15 protein-coding genes are annotated in these 13,982 nt (G+C 54.0%); 7 read left to right on the top strand and 8 right to left on the bottom strand.

The features are described from left to right. The first annotated feature begins 18 nt into the window (after window positions 1-18). Window positions 19-1,377, top strand: a complete 1,359-nt coding sequence (locus ABKW30_RS02475) for an ammonium transporter (RefSeq protein WP_348596434.1) — start codon at window positions 19-21, stop codon at window positions 1,375-1,377. Window positions 1,378-1,465: 88 nt separating this feature from the next. Here the strand turns inward: ABKW30_RS02475 and ABKW30_RS02470 are convergent, their stop codons facing one another. Then, a complete protein-coding gene (locus ABKW30_RS02470; protein ID WP_348596433.1) occupies window positions 1,466-1,906 on the bottom strand; it encodes a hypothetical protein in 441 nt (146 codons plus the stop codon). Window positions 1,907-2,366: 460 nt separating this feature from the next. Between ABKW30_RS02470 and ABKW30_RS02465 the strand changes: the two genes are divergently transcribed. The 3 genes from ABKW30_RS02465 to ABKW30_RS02455 all read left to right on the top strand — a co-directional run bounded on the left by ABKW30_RS02465 (window position 2,367) and on the right by ABKW30_RS02455 (window position 6,775). Beyond that, a complete protein-coding gene (locus ABKW30_RS02465; RefSeq protein ID WP_348596432.1) occupies window positions 2,367-4,994 on the top strand; it encodes a DNA translocase FtsK in 2,628 nt (875 codons plus the stop codon). Window positions 4,995-5,296: 302 nt separating this feature from the next. Then, window positions 5,297-5,869 carry an outer membrane lipoprotein carrier protein LolA gene (locus ABKW30_RS02460; RefSeq protein WP_348597580.1) on the top strand — a complete coding sequence of 191 codons (573 nt, stop codon included), beginning with the start codon at window positions 5,297-5,299 and terminating at the stop codon, window positions 5,867-5,869. 99 nt (window positions 5,870-5,968) lie between these two features. Continuing rightward, window positions 5,969-6,775: an exodeoxyribonuclease III gene (locus ABKW30_RS02455; protein ID WP_348596431.1), complete on the top strand. Its 807-nt coding sequence runs from the start codon at window positions 5,969-5,971 to the stop codon at window positions 6,773-6,775. 135 nt (window positions 6,776-6,910) lie between these two features. Here the strand turns inward: ABKW30_RS02455 and ABKW30_RS02450 are convergent, their stop codons facing one another. Both ABKW30_RS02450 and ABKW30_RS02445 read right to left on the bottom strand, forming a co-directional pair. Further along, on the bottom strand, window positions 6,911-7,366 hold the full coding sequence (locus ABKW30_RS02450; RefSeq protein ID WP_348596430.1) for a cyclic nucleotide-binding domain-containing protein: 456 nt from the start codon (window positions 7,364-7,366) through the stop codon (window positions 6,911-6,913). Between the two features lie 38 nt (window positions 7,367-7,404). After that, window positions 7,405-8,088, bottom strand: a complete 684-nt coding sequence (locus tag ABKW30_RS02445) for a response regulator transcription factor (protein ID WP_008122166.1) — start codon at window positions 8,086-8,088, stop codon at window positions 7,405-7,407. Window positions 8,089-8,217: 129 nt separating this feature from the next. Between ABKW30_RS02445 and ABKW30_RS02440 the strand changes: the two genes are divergently transcribed. Further along, complete coding sequence (locus tag ABKW30_RS02440; RefSeq protein WP_348596429.1) at window positions 8,218-8,751, top strand: L,D-transpeptidase family protein; 534 nt, start codon at window positions 8,218-8,220, stop codon at window positions 8,749-8,751. Here the strand turns inward: ABKW30_RS02440 and ABKW30_RS02435 are convergent. Genes ABKW30_RS02435 through tsaD form a run of 5 tightly spaced genes read right to left on the bottom strand, consistent with a single transcriptional unit; the run spans window position 8,748 to window position 12,229 of the window. Then, complete coding sequence (locus tag ABKW30_RS02435) at window positions 8,748-9,419, bottom strand: methyltransferase (RefSeq protein ID WP_348596428.1); 672 nt, start codon at window positions 9,417-9,419, stop codon at window positions 8,748-8,750. The two genes, ABKW30_RS02440 and ABKW30_RS02435, sit on opposite strands and share 4 nt — an antisense overlap. A gap of 9 nt (window positions 9,420-9,428) precedes the next feature. Next, complete coding sequence (locus tag ABKW30_RS02430; protein ID WP_348596427.1) at window positions 9,429-9,857, bottom strand: EVE domain-containing protein; 429 nt, start codon at window positions 9,855-9,857, stop codon at window positions 9,429-9,431. Window positions 9,858-9,865: 8 nt separating this feature from the next. After that, on the bottom strand, window positions 9,866-10,156 hold the full coding sequence (locus tag ABKW30_RS02425; RefSeq protein ID WP_348596426.1) for a YciI-like protein: 291 nt from the start codon (window positions 10,154-10,156) through the stop codon (window positions 9,866-9,868). A 10-nt stretch (window positions 10,157-10,166) separates the two neighbouring features. Beyond that, window positions 10,167-11,153 (bottom strand): NAD(P)H-dependent glycerol-3-phosphate dehydrogenase, encoded by a 987-nt coding sequence (locus ABKW30_RS02420; protein ID WP_348596425.1) that lies wholly within the window; start codon window positions 11,151-11,153, stop codon window positions 10,167-10,169. Beyond that, entirely contained in the window at window positions 11,150-12,229 is a 1,080-nt protein-coding gene (tsaD, locus tag ABKW30_RS02415; protein WP_348596424.1) for a tRNA (adenosine(37)-N6)-threonylcarbamoyltransferase complex transferase subunit TsaD, read from the bottom strand. Before tsaD ends, ABKW30_RS02420 begins: the two co-directional genes overlap by 4 nt. An 87-nt stretch (window positions 12,230-12,316) precedes the next feature. Here tsaD and hemC point away from each other — a divergent pair, with 87 nt between their 5' ends. Then, complete coding sequence (gene hemC / locus ABKW30_RS02410) at window positions 12,317-13,246, top strand: hydroxymethylbilane synthase (RefSeq protein WP_348596423.1); 930 nt, start codon at window positions 12,317-12,319, stop codon at window positions 13,244-13,246. 2 nt (window positions 13,247-13,248) lie between these two features. Continuing rightward, entirely contained in the window at window positions 13,249-13,956 is a 708-nt protein-coding gene (locus tag ABKW30_RS02405; protein ID WP_348596422.1) for a uroporphyrinogen-III synthase, read from the top strand. The last annotated feature ends 26 nt before the right edge of the window (window positions 13,957-13,982 follow it).

The raw sequence follows: 13,982 nt of genomic DNA, 5'->3' as shown, positions 1-13,982 counted from the left end.
GGGTTCAAGGAGAGCATAATGAAAATTCCAAGCAGATTGACAACAGCGGCAGGCAGCACCCTTCTGGGGTCGCTGGCTTTGACCGCATTCGGCTCGCTGGCCGCATTCGCACAGGAAGCAGCGCCCGCTGCGCCTGAAGCTGCAGAAGCAGTCGCCGCAGTGGCCGACAAGGGCGATACCGCCTGGATGATGGTTGCAACCATTCTCGTCCTGTTCATGATTCTTCCGGGTCTTGCCCTGTTCTATGGCGGTCTGGTCCGCGCCAAGAATGTTCTTTCCGTTCTCATGCAGTGCACGGGCATTACCGCCGTCGTCATGGTCATCTGGGTTGTCTATGGTTACTCTTTTGCTTTTGGTGGAAGCGAGAGCGCTTATTGGGGTGGTCTGGGCAAGGTCTTCCTTTCGGGCATTGGCCCCGATACCGTATCAGGCTCGATCCCTGAATATGTCTTCATCTCCTTCCAGATGACATTTGCCTGCATCACACCGGCGCTTATCGTTGGCGCCTTTGCAGAGCGCATCAAGTTCTCAGCGACCATCCTGTTCGTGGCTCTCTGGGTTACTTTCATCTACTTCCCGATCGCTCACATGGTCTGGGACTCAAATGGCCTGATCTACAATTGGGGTGCGCTTGATTTCGCTGGCGGTACAGTCGTTCATATCAATGCAGGTATTGCAGGTCTGGTCGGTGCTATCGTTATCGGCAAACGTGCAGGTCTTGGCCGTGATATGATGGCTCCGCATTCCATGCCACTCACCATGATTGGCGCTGCAATTCTCTGGGTTGGCTGGTTCGGCTTCAACGCAGGCTCCGCGCTTGAAGCCAACGGCACAGCGGCTCTTGCAATGATCAACACCTTTACTGCTACAGCAGGCGCGATCATCGCCTGGGTGGTCATTGAAGCGCTCTCACGCAAGACGGCGTCCATGCTGGGTGCTGCATCGGGCATTGTCGCGGGTCTTGTGGCAGTAACACCTGCTGCCGGTGCTGTTGGCCCGGTCGGTGCAATCGTCCTTGGCGCTGTCGCCAGCGCGATCTGCTACTACATGGTTGCAGTTATCAAGCCGAAGCTGGGCTATGATGACAGCCTTGATGTGTTCGGCGTGCATGGTATTGGCGGCATTGTCGGTGCTATTGGAACGGGCATCTTTGCAAGTTCAGCCCTTGGTGGTGTGGGCTATGCGGAAGGTCTGACAATGGGCAGCCAGGTCTTTATACAGATCAAGGCGATCGCTGTTACCATTGCATGGAGCGGCATCGGTTCCTTCATCCTCTACAAGATCGTGGATGTTGTTGTCGGTCTCCGCCCGACTGCAGAGAACGAGTCCATCGGTCTCGATCTCACCTCCCACGGCGAAGCTGCCTACCACAATTGATAGCTTCCTTACGAAAACTCAAAAGGCCCGGTTTACCGGGCCTTTTCTGTTATAGGTTGGATGTTATCCATGAAAGTTTCGGATATTTTTACCGGCAACGATACCTTTGCCCGTCGCGCCCTATAAATGTACCTGATCTCTCGTCGTAGTTGCTATAGCGGCTGTAGCAGCGGGCATGCCGTTCACGATCCGCATCGCGTTTCTTTGCCTGGCTTGCTGCCCCTACCGCCAAAGCGCCGAGTGTCAGCCCCACAATTCCGGCAGCGATAGCGGCATCTTTATTTTTCTTTTCGCGTCGGTGGTCGCGTTTTCTTTCTTCGCGCTTTCTCTCGTCACGCCACCTGTCTTTCTGCCGCCAGCACCGTTCGCGATCCCAACGATCGGAATCGCGACAAGACCTGTTGCCATCCCATTGGGCAACTTGATAGCTGCCGGTGGGATATTGCTGTTGTGCGCCAGCGGGCACAGTAGTGATCATCAGGCTGCCAATGACGGCAAACTGAATCGAACGGAAAATTGTTGTAGTCAAAGCCATCTCCATTTTTTGGAGACACAGAAATTATGCTTCAACATTGCAACAATGTTACGCTTGGCTTTGACCCCGGTTGAATTTACCCGACGAGCTTACCGCGCAGCCCCGTGTGAGAAGGAGTGATGTTGGTTACGCCTTGTTATCTCTCCGGCTTTCAAGGCGCGCGCTGCACAAACACATCTCTGGACCCGACCGCCTTCACAACCTCCCGCCTTAACTGCCCCAGTCTCTCCGTTATCATAAAACACCTCCTTCTCCGTCCTCCTCGGGCTTGACCCGAGGATCTAAAAATTCTGTGACTTATGGGACAGTCTTCTATGAGGCTCTGGTACCATCCAGCTAATTTCCCCCACATCACCCATGGTTAATGGCCCCTTAACCATCCAGCCGGTAAGTTTGGAATCAGCTCCGTGGAATGCACAGCCACAGGGCATAGATTCACGTGGGACCGGATTTCATGCGTCAAGGATATTCAGCCTCTTATGCCATCGACGACGACAGGACAGGTTTTTATAACCTGTTCCGCAGGCAGATAAACATCCTGATCGGCCTGGCAATTCTTTGCCTTGTCGCGCTTGCTATCGGCAGTCTGGCAACCTGGAATGTGCTTGATCCAAGCTTCAGCCACGCCACATCCAATCCCACTCAAAATGCTCTGGGCTATGCCGGAGCAGTATTTTCAGACCTTGGAATGCAGTTTTTTGGCCTGTCGACGGTTGTTGCGCTGATGCCGGCCGTATTCTGGGGTGGGCTATTCATGACAGGTCGCGGCGTTGACCGTATGGCGCGCCGCACGGTTGCATGGTTCTGTGCGTCGCTGCTCGCAGCGGCCATGGCCGGTTGTTTTGCCATTCCGGAAAGCTGGCCAATGCCTATCGGTCTTGGCGGCGTGCTTGGCGATATGGTTCTCAAGATACCTGCGATCTTCACCGGAACTTTCCCGCGGGGCGGGCTTGCCATGATCCTGGTGGCTGTTCTTGCTGTCCCGACTTTATGGATATTTGCCTTCGCAAGCGGCCTTACCTATCGCGGCAGCGAGCCTGCTGTAGCCAAGAAGACGAAACGTCATGTGGCCGAGCCGGATGACTTTGACGACGACGAGGACGAAGATGACGAGCGTGAAGGCGGTGGTCTTCTGGCGCTCGGTGCCATTACGCATTTCTTTTTCAGTACACGTGCCTTGTTCCGGCGTTTGTTTGGCCGTGGCGCTGGAATGTATAACAGTGCCCGTAGTCTTGGTGCCCGCCATGAGGATGGCTTTGATGACATTCCGGTATCGCGCCAGAAGGCCGGTAATGGCGGTGAACGCCGCGAGCCGGGCTTCTATAATGAATCACCGCGCATTGAAGCGCCTTCGATTGAGATCGATGATGACTTTGATGACCAGAGTGATCGTTTCGATCCGGTAGCCTTCAGTGATGAAGACGAGGCCGTCGATGATTGGGCACCGCAAGCTGCGCCGGCACGCCCGGCCGCAAAACCAGCCGCTCGTGTTTCAACGCCGGCTCCGGCACCCAAGGCCGGTGTCCGTATTCAGCGCGAAGCTCAGGCTTCATTGATCAAATCCGATGGTTTTGAAATGCCGCCGCTGCACTTCCTGAGCGAGCCGAAGAATGTGGTGCGCAATCCGAGCCTCTCCAAAGAGGCATTGGAACAGAATGCGCGGTTGCTCGAAGGCGTATTGGAAGACTTCGGCGTACGGGGCGAAATCATTCATGTTCGCCCAGGACCGGTCGTAACGCTTTATGAGCTGGAGCCTGCTCCGGGTATCAAATCATCCCGCGTTATTACCCTGGCAGATGACATCGCCCGATCGATGAGCGCTATAGCCGCCCGCGTTGCCGTTGTCCCCGGCCGCAATGCCATCGGTATCGAATTGCCGAACCAGACACGCGAAATGGTTTATTTGCGTGAGTTGCTGGCCAGCCGCGATTTTGAGCAGACGAAGACCAAGCTGGCGCTGGCGCTGGGCAAGACGATCAATGGCGAGCCTGTCATTGCCGATCTTGCCAAGATGCCGCATTTGCTGGTCGCGGGTACGACTGGTTCGGGGAAATCCGTTGCCATCAACACGATGATCCTGTCGTTGGTCTACCGGATGACGCCGGAACAGTGCCGCCTGATCATGATCGATCCGAAAATGCTGGAACTCTCCATCTATGACGGCATTCCGCATCTGCTGACGCCTGTTGTGACTGATCCCAAGAAAGCAGTCGTAGCACTGAAATGGACCGTCAAGGAGATGGAAGACCGCTACCGCAAGATGTCGAAGGTCGGTGTCCGCAATATTGACGGCTTCAACCAGCGGGTCGAGCAGGCGCGGCAAAAGGGTGAACGTATTGCCCGCACAGTGCAGACCGGATTTGATCGCGCAACCGGCGAAGCTGTTTATGAGACCGAAGAACTCGATTTGACTGCAATGCCATACATCGTCGTCATCATCGACGAAATGGCCGACCTCATGATGGTTGCCGGCAAGGATATTGAAGGTGCGGTGCAGCGTCTGGCACAGATGGCTCGTGCCGCCGGTATCCATGTGATCATGGCGACGCAGCGTCCGTCAGTGGATGTTATCACGGGTACGATCAAAGCGAACTTCCCGACGCGTATTTCCTTCCAGGTTACTTCCAAGATCGATTCGCGTACCATTCTTGGTGAGCAGGGTGGTGAGCAGCTGCTTGGCATGGGCGATATGCTTTACATGGCGGGTGGCGGACGTATTCAGCGCGTGCATGGGCCATTCGTTGGCGACGATGAAGTCGAAAAAATCGTTCAGCATCTCAAGATGCAGGGTGTGCCGGAATATCTCGATTCCATCACCGAGGAAGATGACGAGGATGACAGCGGCGGCGGACCTGCCGGAACCTCCAATCTTGAGGATTCCGATGATCCATATGATCAGGCTGTTGCAGTCGTCCTACGCGACAAGAAGGCCTCGACAAGTTACATCCAGCGTCGCCTTGGCATTGGTTACAATCGTGCTGCTTCGATTATTGAGCGCATGGAAGAGGAGGGGCTTGTCGGTCCGGCCAACCATGCGGGCAAACGCGAGATATTGGTGCCGACGCAGGATGATGACTTCTAGATTCAGGCAATGGCAACTAACAGCTTGTAATTGCCTGAAAATTTGAACGTAACGTAACGGGTTGTTACGAGCGTTATGGAACTGGGCAGGTCCCGTTCCTATATGTGTTTGCGGTTGTTACGTGACGAAATCGTGGAACCAGTTTACGCAGCCCGCCGTTTCTTGGCCACACTCAAGCCAAACTGATCGAGTAGGCCTAAGACAAGATGACAGGAGACTCTACACCCATGAGAACCATGACAGCATTATTTGGCGTTGCAGGCCCATTCGCCCGGCGCGTCGTAGCTGCTTCGATTATTGGCATGGGCCTCCTCACAGCACCCGCAATGGCGCAGAATGCGGCGCCGGGTGCGGCTCAGCAGATTGCCAATCAATTCTCCAGCGTGAAGACCCTGACTGGTGACTTTGTTCAGTTCGGCCCTCGGGGTGAACAGACTGAAGGAACTTTCTATATCGAGCGTCCGGGCAAGATTCGCTTCAACTACAATAAGCCGTCGCCAATTCGCGTTATCTCGGATGGCGATTCAGTCGTCATCAATAATCGTAAGCTCGATACATGGGATCTCGTTCCCCTGTCGAAAACGCCATTGAAACTTCTTTTGAGCGACCAGATCAATCTGACTGGCAATACAGTCAAATCGGTCAAAGAAGAGCCGGACATGACGACAATCGTTCTCGGCGACAAATCGATCTTCGGTAATTCGACCATCACCATGATGTTCGACCCCAAGACGTTTGAACTGCGTCAATGGACCATTACCGATGCGCAAGGCCTCGATACGACGGTGATGATTACCAATGTCCGAACCGGCGTACGTTTCGCCAAGGACATGTTCAAGATCGATTACACGCGTATCGCGATGAGGGGCAAATAAGCCAAGGACAGTTTTGCCGGAAATAAGATATCCGGTTTCAATAATCCTTAACTTGCTCTAGTCTTGCGGCTCACCCATCACCCGCGAGACTTTCTTTCCATGCCTTTTTCTGTAGCTACCTGGAACATCAATTCGGTGCGCTTGCGCTTGCCGCTCGTCCTGCAATTCCTACGCGATTATCAGCCGGACGTGTTGTGCCTGCAGGAAACCAAATGCCCCGATGATCTGTTTCCGCGTGAAGCTTTTCATATGGCTGGTTACGAGCATATCGAGATCAGTGGCCAGAAGGGTTATCACGGGGTTGCCACCCTTTCGCGCCGCCCTTTGACAGAACCTGCGCGTGTCGGATTTTGCGATATCGCCGATTGCCGTCATTTGAGCACAGTCGTGACTGCTGGCTCGAAGCGGATGCGTATCCATAATTTCTACGTTCCGGCTGGCGGCGACGAGCCCGATCCGGAGATCAATCCCAAGTTCAAGCACAAGCTGGGTTTTCTCGACGAGATGAAGGCCATGAATGCGGTTTATGGCGACGGCCATGCATCGCTGCTGGTCGGTGACCTCAACATCGCTCCGCTTGAAACCGACGTCTGGTCGCACAAGCAGTTGTTGAAGGTTGTAAGTCATACGCCGATCGAAACCGAAGGTCTGGAGGCGCTGCGCAAGAATGGTGGATGGAGCGATCTCATGCGTCACCACATTCCGCCGTCCGAGAAGATTTACACCTGGTGGAGCTATCGGGCTGCCGATTGGCAAGCAGCGGATCGCGGTCGGAGATTGGATCATATTTGGGGCTCGCCCGACCTTGAAGCGGATTTGAGAGACATCACAATCCTGCGCGAAGCCCGAGGTTGGGAGCGTCCGTCAGATCATGTTCCGGTGATCGCGCGGTTTGATCTGGATTGATCGCAGTCCGGAGGATATTTTCTGTAATCTGAAGTCAGTCAGTGTAAGAATCGAAGGTTCTTGCAGAAAAACCATCGATTTTTGCAGCAAATTCGCAATCAACGCGGGAAATTTGGTTGTGGTCACGCGAGTTGGCTAATCGCCAAACAGTTTTTCGTATTTGGAAATTTCCGCGATCATCTCGCTCAAATCAGTGGAAATCTGATCGTGCAACGCAGCGGCGATTTCAGGATATTCTTCGAGAATACGCCGAAACAATGAGCGGTTCAGGCGGATAACTTCAGTCTCCGTGTCGGCCATTGCACTGGTCAACCGCTTGGTTTGCGCAATAATCGCCATCTCGCCGAGGACCGCTCCCGGCCCGACGGTTTTAAGAGCTATCCGGCCGGAAGGTCCTTCCCGAAACAGGGAAATCGTACCGCGATCAATGACATAGGCGCAATCCGCCGACTGTCCTTCACGGTAAAGTTCACGACCCTCCCGCAAGACAAGGCGTTCTGTCCCGAAGGCAAGCAAGCGCAACTGGTCGCGCGTAAACGTGCCGAACAGTCCCACCGTCTCCAGAATGCGAATATCATCTTCAATTGCCATGCAATTACAGACATATACCTAGATTGACCCGATCGGCATCAAGGAATGAGCTTGTATCCCCCGCTTTCCGTGACGAGTATGGTTGAATTCGATGGATCCTGTTCGATTTTCTGCCGAAGTCTGTAAACATGCGTCTCCAGCGTGTGAGTTGTCACGCCAGAGTTGTATCCCCAGACCTCTTCAAGAAGAATATCGCGTGTGATGACCTTGCCGCCAGCGCGATACAGATACTTGATAATTGCGACTTCCTTTTCGGTCAGTCGAATCTTGCCGCCCTTGGCGTCGATGAGCATCTTCTGGCCGGGCTTGAATGTATAAGGGCCGACAACGAAAGTCGCGTCTTCACTCTGCTCATGCTGGCGCAGCTGCGCGCGGATACGGGCAAGCAGTACAGCAAAGCGAAACGGCTTGGTGACGTAATCGTTGGCACCGGACTCCAGTCCGAGAATCGTATCAGAATCAGTATCATGGCCGGTCAGCATGATAACCGGAGCCTTGAAGCCGCCCTTGCGCAGGAGCTTGATGGCTTCTCGTCCATCCATGTCCGGCAAGCCGACATCCATGATCAACAGGTCGACAACGCCATTGCGCGCAGCCTGAATTCCTTTGGTCGCATTGTCTTCCTGAACAATCTGAAACTCTTCGTAAAGGCTCAGTTGTTCAACCAGAATGGCCCGCAGGTCTGCATCGTCATCGACGATTAGGATGGTACGTGCTGTCATTGGATCTCCCGAAGATGGAAAGAAGTCGTTGGAATTTAAGTCGAATTCTACAGGAAAGAAAGAGCATCGACTTGATATTGCTTATGCGGCGCATCAGTCTGCCATAAAAATGCTTTTTATGAGGCAAGCATGCCACGAAGCTCTTTGAAATATATCGATGTTCACCCTCGGCCTGGCCATAAAAGTCAGGGGCAACTCATCGCGGGTGGAATTGTCTTGCGCTGCGCGCTTGGCAAAGGCGGCATAATTTCCAGAAAACGCGAAGGTGACGGTGGTACTCCACTGGCATCCATGCGGCTCCTCTATGGCTTCAAAAGACCAGACAAGCGGGTTAGGGCGACGCGATTGCTAAAGCTTAACCCGTTGAAAAATAATGATGGTTGGTGCGAAGTCAGCAATGACCGCAATTATAACCGCCAAGTTCAAATACCCTATAATGCCAGCCACGAAACCATGTGGCGTAACGATAATCTGTACGACATCTGCATCGTTATGGACTGGAACATCCGGCCACGCAGAAGGGCCGGTGGCAGTGCAATATTCTTTCATCTGGCGAGACCGGGATACATGCCGACCGAAGGCTGTATTGCCTTGAGCCGGGCAGACATGAACAGGCTCTTGCCTCATTTGTCGGACAGAACAATTGTCCGCGTACTGCGTTAGCTCGGGAAACGCCAGACAGTTGTTTTCTTTATCTCGGCATCTTCCAGAACACGGGTAACCGGAACCGAGTAGACTGCCAGCGGCTCCAGCATACCTTTGGGGAAATAAGATCGTCCGGGATCGCCGACGATCACTTCCGTACCGCGCGCGGCAAGTTTATGAAACCATGGAATGATCATATCTGCCAATGGTTTATCGTAAAAAATATCACCCGCGAGTATCGTGTCCCAAGGCTCGTCACTCCCTATCAAATCCGCTATCCGCACGTCTATTTTGACTTCGTTGGCGGCAGCATTGAGGATGATTGCAGGCTTGGCAAACGGGTCGATATCGCAGCAGAGAACATGTTCTGCATTAGCCATGGCAGCAGCAATGCCGATCAGTCCCGATCCGGAAGCAAAATCAAGCACAGAGCGGTTTTCAACTGTTTGCGGATTGTCAATTATGTAGCGGGCAACGCCTTGTCCACCAGCCCAGGCAAAGGCCCAGAAAGGTGGTGGAAGGCCGATAGTGGCAAGTTCGTCTTCCGTACGCTGCCAGAGATCATGGGCCTCATCCGCAAGGTGAAGTTTGATTTCAGGAACGTGCGGCGGCGATTGCAACACCGTATTGGCAAGCACAAACTGCCGGTAGCGTTCGCTGGCAGGGTCCAGCGCGGTCTCAACCAAAACAGATCGTCACTTTGGAGCCGGGACAAGATCACCCATGCGGCAAACTTCGTCCCATTCATCCTCGGTCACCGGTTGAACCGAAAGGCGCATCGAAGTCACCAGAGCCATTTTCTCCAGTTTCGGATTTGCTTTGACATCCTTGAGAGTGACAGGCTTTGGCATGTCCCTGACAGCGCGAATATCAACGCAGTCCCAACGCGGATCATCCGTCGTCGAATCCGGATGGCTGAGCGCGCAAACCTCGACGATCCCGACGACTTCCAGACCTTCATTGGAGTGGTAGAAAAAACCCTTATCGCCGATCTTCATGGCCCGCATATTGTTACGGGCGAGATAGTTGCGTACGCCGGTCCACTCCGTACCCTTGGCGCCTGCAGCTTTCTGCTTTTCCCACGACCAAGCGTCAGGTTCGGATTTGTACAGCCAGTATGCCATGTTGAAACCTATTTGTTGTCCGGGTTTTTGATTGCCCAGTTCCATGGGCGGATATCGACAGACGCAAAAAGCCCAGCTTTTGCATAGGGATCATCGGCCGCAATCTGTTTTGCAGCTTCCAAATCCACAGCTTCCACAACAACCAGACTGCCATTTGGCTTGGCATCATCTCCAAGGAAGGGGCCGGCGAATTTCAGCTTGTCACCCAGTCCGTTCAGATAATCGAGATGCACGGTCCTTGTATCAAGGCGAAGCTGCAAGCTGTCAGCCTTATCGTTACATAGCAGCGCAAAAAGCATTCCTATTCTCCTAGTCTTCGTTCTTGAGTGGCCGTGAAAGCAATGCTTCCATGGCCTCGTCGACGGTAATCTTGCCATCGAGTATTTTTGAAACAGCCGAAATGATAGGGGCATCGATATCATGTCGAGCCGCCAGTTCAACTGCAATGGATGCAGTTGCAACACCTTCCGCCAATGGGCGCCCCGTCAAGTCATCGCCTTTCCCCAGTGCAAGGCCGTAGGAGTAATTGCGCGATTGCGGGGTGGAGCAGGTCAATATGAGATCGCCAAGTCCGGAGAGCCCCATGATCGTTTCTACCTTTGCGCCCAAAGCCTGACCGATGCGGCGCAATTCGACAAAGCCACGCGTAACGAGAGCGGCTTGCGCACTGGCGCCATATCCTCTGCCGATGGCGGCACCAGCCGCAATGGCAAGTACGTTCTTGAGTGCGCCGCCGATCTCAACCCCGGTCATGTCATCGGTGGAGTAACAGCGGAATGTGGCGCCCGAAAGCGCAAGCGCAATACTGTCTGCCAATGCTTTGTCACGCGAAGCAACGGTTACCGCCGTGGGCAATCCTCTTGCTACATCGGTAGCAAAGCTTGGACCGGATAATATGCCTAGCTGATGATTTGGCAGGATGTGGTGCGCAACCTCGGACATGAGAAGGCCGGTGGATCGCTCAATTCCCTTAGCGCAAATGATGAGAGGCGTAGTTTCGGGGATATGCTCCTTGAGTTCCTGCAAGGCAGTTGAGAGCGCTTGGGCGGGAACAACACACAGAATGAATTTGCCATGCTTCAAGGCGCTTTCAGGGTCGTCGCTCGCGGTCAATAAAGGATCAAGTTGGATGTCCGGTAAATGGGCATCGTTACGATGATTATCGTTTATCGAGGCGACGGTCGCGGAATCCCGCGCGTACATCACCACTGGGCTGCCATTTGATGCGGCCATGGTTCCGAGTGCTGTACCATATGCGCCGCCGCCCAATACGGCTATTGGCGGCCTGTTGCTCATGCCTTTGCTCCGCGTCGGCCTGCGCCAATCAAAGGTGCAGAATGCATGTCCAGCGGCCAGCGTGATCGCGGTGCTATATCGAGTGAATCCGGAGACATATTTCCTGCGCGTTCAGCACCTGCCCATGCGATCATGGCCGCATTATCGGTGCATAATGCCATTGGGGGTGCAATGAAGTCGAAACCGTTCTTGTCGCAAAGCCGCTGAAGCACGCTCCGGAGAACCTTGTTTGCGGCAACCCCACCCGCAACCACCAATGCGGGGCTAGTCACATCCGGGAACGTCTCGCGAAACCGCGAAAGCGAGCGAGCAACGCGGTCATCCAATGTATCGGCGACAGCCGTTTGGAAGGCCGCACAGATGTCATTAACATCTGCTTGCGAGAGGGGTTCGAGGCTCGTTGCCAATTGACGAACCGCTGTCTTGAGGCCCGAGAAAGAAAAGTCGAGGCGCTCTTCACCTTTCAGGGGGCGCGGCAGATTAAAACGCGTTGAATCACCCAGCATCGCCGCTTTTTCGACTTCCGGTCCACCCGGGTAAGGGAGGCCAAGCATTTTTGCGGTTTTATCGAAAGCTTCGCCGAGTGCATCGTCGATGGTCGTGCCCAGTCGCTCATAATCGCCGAGCCCTTTGACCAGCACCATCTGCGTATGTCCGCCGGAAACCAGCAGCAAAAGATAAGGAAATTCAATGCTATCCGTCAGGCGCGGTGTTAGTGCGTGACCTTCAAGATGATTGATCGCATAGAATGGCTTTTGGCTTGCCATGGCGATGGCTTTACCAGTCATCAGTCCGACAATCAGGCCACCGACGAGGCCCGGGCCTGCTGTGGCGGCTATGGCATCAACATCATCAAGCGTCAAATGTGCTTCATGCAGTGCCTGACCAATCAAACGATCAAGAACTTCGACATGAGCGCGTGCAGCGATTTCCGGCACGACACCGCCATAGGGTGCATGTTCGTCGATCTGGCTCAGGACGACGTTCGAAAGAATGGTGCCATGACCATGCTCATCGCGTTCGACAACAGCCGCCGCCGTCTCGTCACAGCTCGTTTCAATACCCAGAACCCGCATCGATATCCTTCGTCGCATTGCCCGTCGAATAAAACCCCGTTAGTAGAGGCCATGAATATGAAACTCGCGTAACACGGACAGCGGCCAATGCAAACAAAAACGCTCAAGATCGGTACACGTGGGAGTGCGCTTGCGCTTATGCAAGCCCGCGAGACGCGCGACCGGCTGATCAAGGCCCATGGGTTGCGTGAAGAAGATATTGAAATCGTTGCGATCTCTACAAGTGGCGATCGGATACAGGACAAGTCTTTGGCCGAAGTGGGAGGCAAGGGTCTTTTCACGCTGGAAATCGAAGAACAGCTTGCCGATGGCCGCATCGATCTTGCCGTGCATTCATCAAAAGATATGCCGACATTTCTACCGGAAGGTTTGCACTTATCAGTCTTTCTTGAGCGCGAAGATCCCCGGGACGCGTTCATTGGCCGTGAAGTGAAAACCCTCACCGACCTCCCCTTGGGGGCTGTGGTCGGTTCCGCATCGCTTCGCCGTCAGGCATTGATCAAGCGCGTTCGCCCGGACCTTCAGGTGGTCAATTTCCGAGGCAATGTGCAGACACGTCTTCGCAAACTCGCCGAGGGAGAAGTCGATGCAACATTCCTGGCTTTTGCCGGGCTAAAGCGCCTTGATTTGGGTCATGTTGTCACCGAGTTGATGGATGCCAAAGCATTTCCACCAGCGCCGGGACAGGGTGCTATCACTGTCGAAAGCCGGATCGGCGATGATCGGATCGACAATCTCCTCGCTGCCATCAATCATTCGCCAACTTCTACTGCGCTTGCATGCGAGCGGGCATTTCTTGCTACGCTCGATGGGTCATGCCGTACTCCGCTTGCGGGACTGGCTACGATCTCTGGTGAAGTGCTGCATTTTCATGGCATGATCCTGCTGCCGGACGGCAGCGAAGTCCATGAAATTACAGGTGAGGGATCTCTTGCGGATGCTGCTCAAATTGGCCGGGACGCGGCGTTGCGTGTCAGGAAAATGGCTGGCGCGCATTTCTTCACGGACTGGCTCTAACCATGAAGACTGTTTTGGTTACGCGGCCCGAACCCGGAGCGACCAGAACAGCCGAACGATTGGTGGCTCTGGGTTTTAACCCGCTTGTTTTGCCGCTGACTGAAATTCAGCCGCTGCCTGTTCAATCGCCGGGCGGAAATTATGATGCCGTGACAATTACCAGCGCCAATGCGTTGCGGTACATACCCGAGGATATTCTCGCACCGCTTTATCATTTACCCTGCTTTGTCGTTGGTGAAGTAACAGCAGAACTTGCCCGGAACACCGGCTTCATGCACGTGGTTACGGGGGATGGCGATGGCGCTTCGCTTGCCGGGAAGGTGAACAATTCAACGCCTTCCAGTGCCAGTTTGCTCTATCTCACCGGACAGGTCAGGTCTTCCCGGTTTGAAACGATCATTGGTCAATCCGGTCGGGTCGTGACGCCTGTTGCGGTCTATGACACGATTTTGAAGAGCTATGAGACGGATTATTTGGCCAGACTGCTCAAGCCTTTGCCCGTTGATGTCTGCCTTTTATATTCGACAAAAGGCGCGGAAGCTTTCATGGACGCAATCCGCAAGGCCGGAATTCAACATCTATTTGAAAAAACAGAATTTTTATGCCTTTCTAATAGCATCGCAGCGGTTGTTTCTGGGCAAGCATTTGGCCGCATCGCCACTGCCAGCTTACCGGATGAGGCAGCATTGCTCGAATTACTGAAGGCTTGATACCATCTGCTAATCAACAAGCCGGC

It is taken from the genome of Phyllobacterium sp. SB3, from assembly GCF_040009165.1.
In the GTDB taxonomy this organism is placed as follows: Bacteria; Pseudomonadota; Alphaproteobacteria; order Rhizobiales; family Rhizobiaceae; genus Phyllobacterium.
This window is presented reverse-complemented; position numbering and strand designations above follow the sequence as displayed.

What these genes read in the sequence shown, in the direction of transcription:
- ABKW30_RS02450 (WP_348596430.1), bottom strand. Translation starts at nt 7,366, where the DNA reads ATGGCAATTGAAGATGATATTCGCATTCTGGAGACGGTGGGACTGTTC.
- ABKW30_RS02465 (WP_348596432.1), top strand. Translation starts at nt 2,367, where the DNA reads ATGCGTCAAGGATATTCAGCCTCTTATGCCATCGACGACGACAGGACA.
- ABKW30_RS02440 (WP_348596429.1), top strand. Translation starts at nt 8,218, where the DNA reads ATGCCACGAAGCTCTTTGAAATATATCGATGTTCACCCTCGGCCTGGC.
- ABKW30_RS02445 (WP_008122166.1), bottom strand. Translation starts at nt 8,088, where the DNA reads ATGACAGCACGTACCATCCTAATCGTCGATGACGATGCAGACCTGCGG.
- ABKW30_RS02460 (WP_348597580.1), top strand. Translation starts at nt 5,297, where the DNA reads ATGGGCCTCCTCACAGCACCCGCAATGGCGCAGAATGCGGCGCCGGGT.
- ABKW30_RS02430 (WP_348596427.1), bottom strand. Translation starts at nt 9,857, where the DNA reads ATGGCATACTGGCTGTACAAATCCGAACCTGACGCTTGGTCGTGGGAA.
- ABKW30_RS02420 (WP_348596425.1), bottom strand. Translation starts at nt 11,153, where the DNA reads ATGAGCAACAGGCCGCCAATAGCCGTATTGGGCGGCGGCGCATATGGT.
- ABKW30_RS02455 (WP_348596431.1), top strand. Translation starts at nt 5,969, where the DNA reads ATGCCTTTTTCTGTAGCTACCTGGAACATCAATTCGGTGCGCTTGCGC.
- hemC (WP_348596423.1), top strand. Translation starts at nt 12,317, where the DNA reads ATGCAAACAAAAACGCTCAAGATCGGTACACGTGGGAGTGCGCTTGCG.
- ABKW30_RS02405 (WP_348596422.1), top strand. Translation starts at nt 13,249, where the DNA reads ATGAAGACTGTTTTGGTTACGCGGCCCGAACCCGGAGCGACCAGAACA.
- tsaD (WP_348596424.1), bottom strand. Translation starts at nt 12,229, where the DNA reads ATGCGGGTTCTGGGTATTGAAACGAGCTGTGACGAGACGGCGGCGGCT.
- ABKW30_RS02475 (WP_348596434.1), top strand. Translation starts at nt 19, where the DNA reads ATGAAAATTCCAAGCAGATTGACAACAGCGGCAGGCAGCACCCTTCTG.
- ABKW30_RS02425 (WP_348596426.1), bottom strand. Translation starts at nt 10,156, where the DNA reads ATGCTTTTTGCGCTGCTATGTAACGATAAGGCTGACAGCTTGCAGCTT.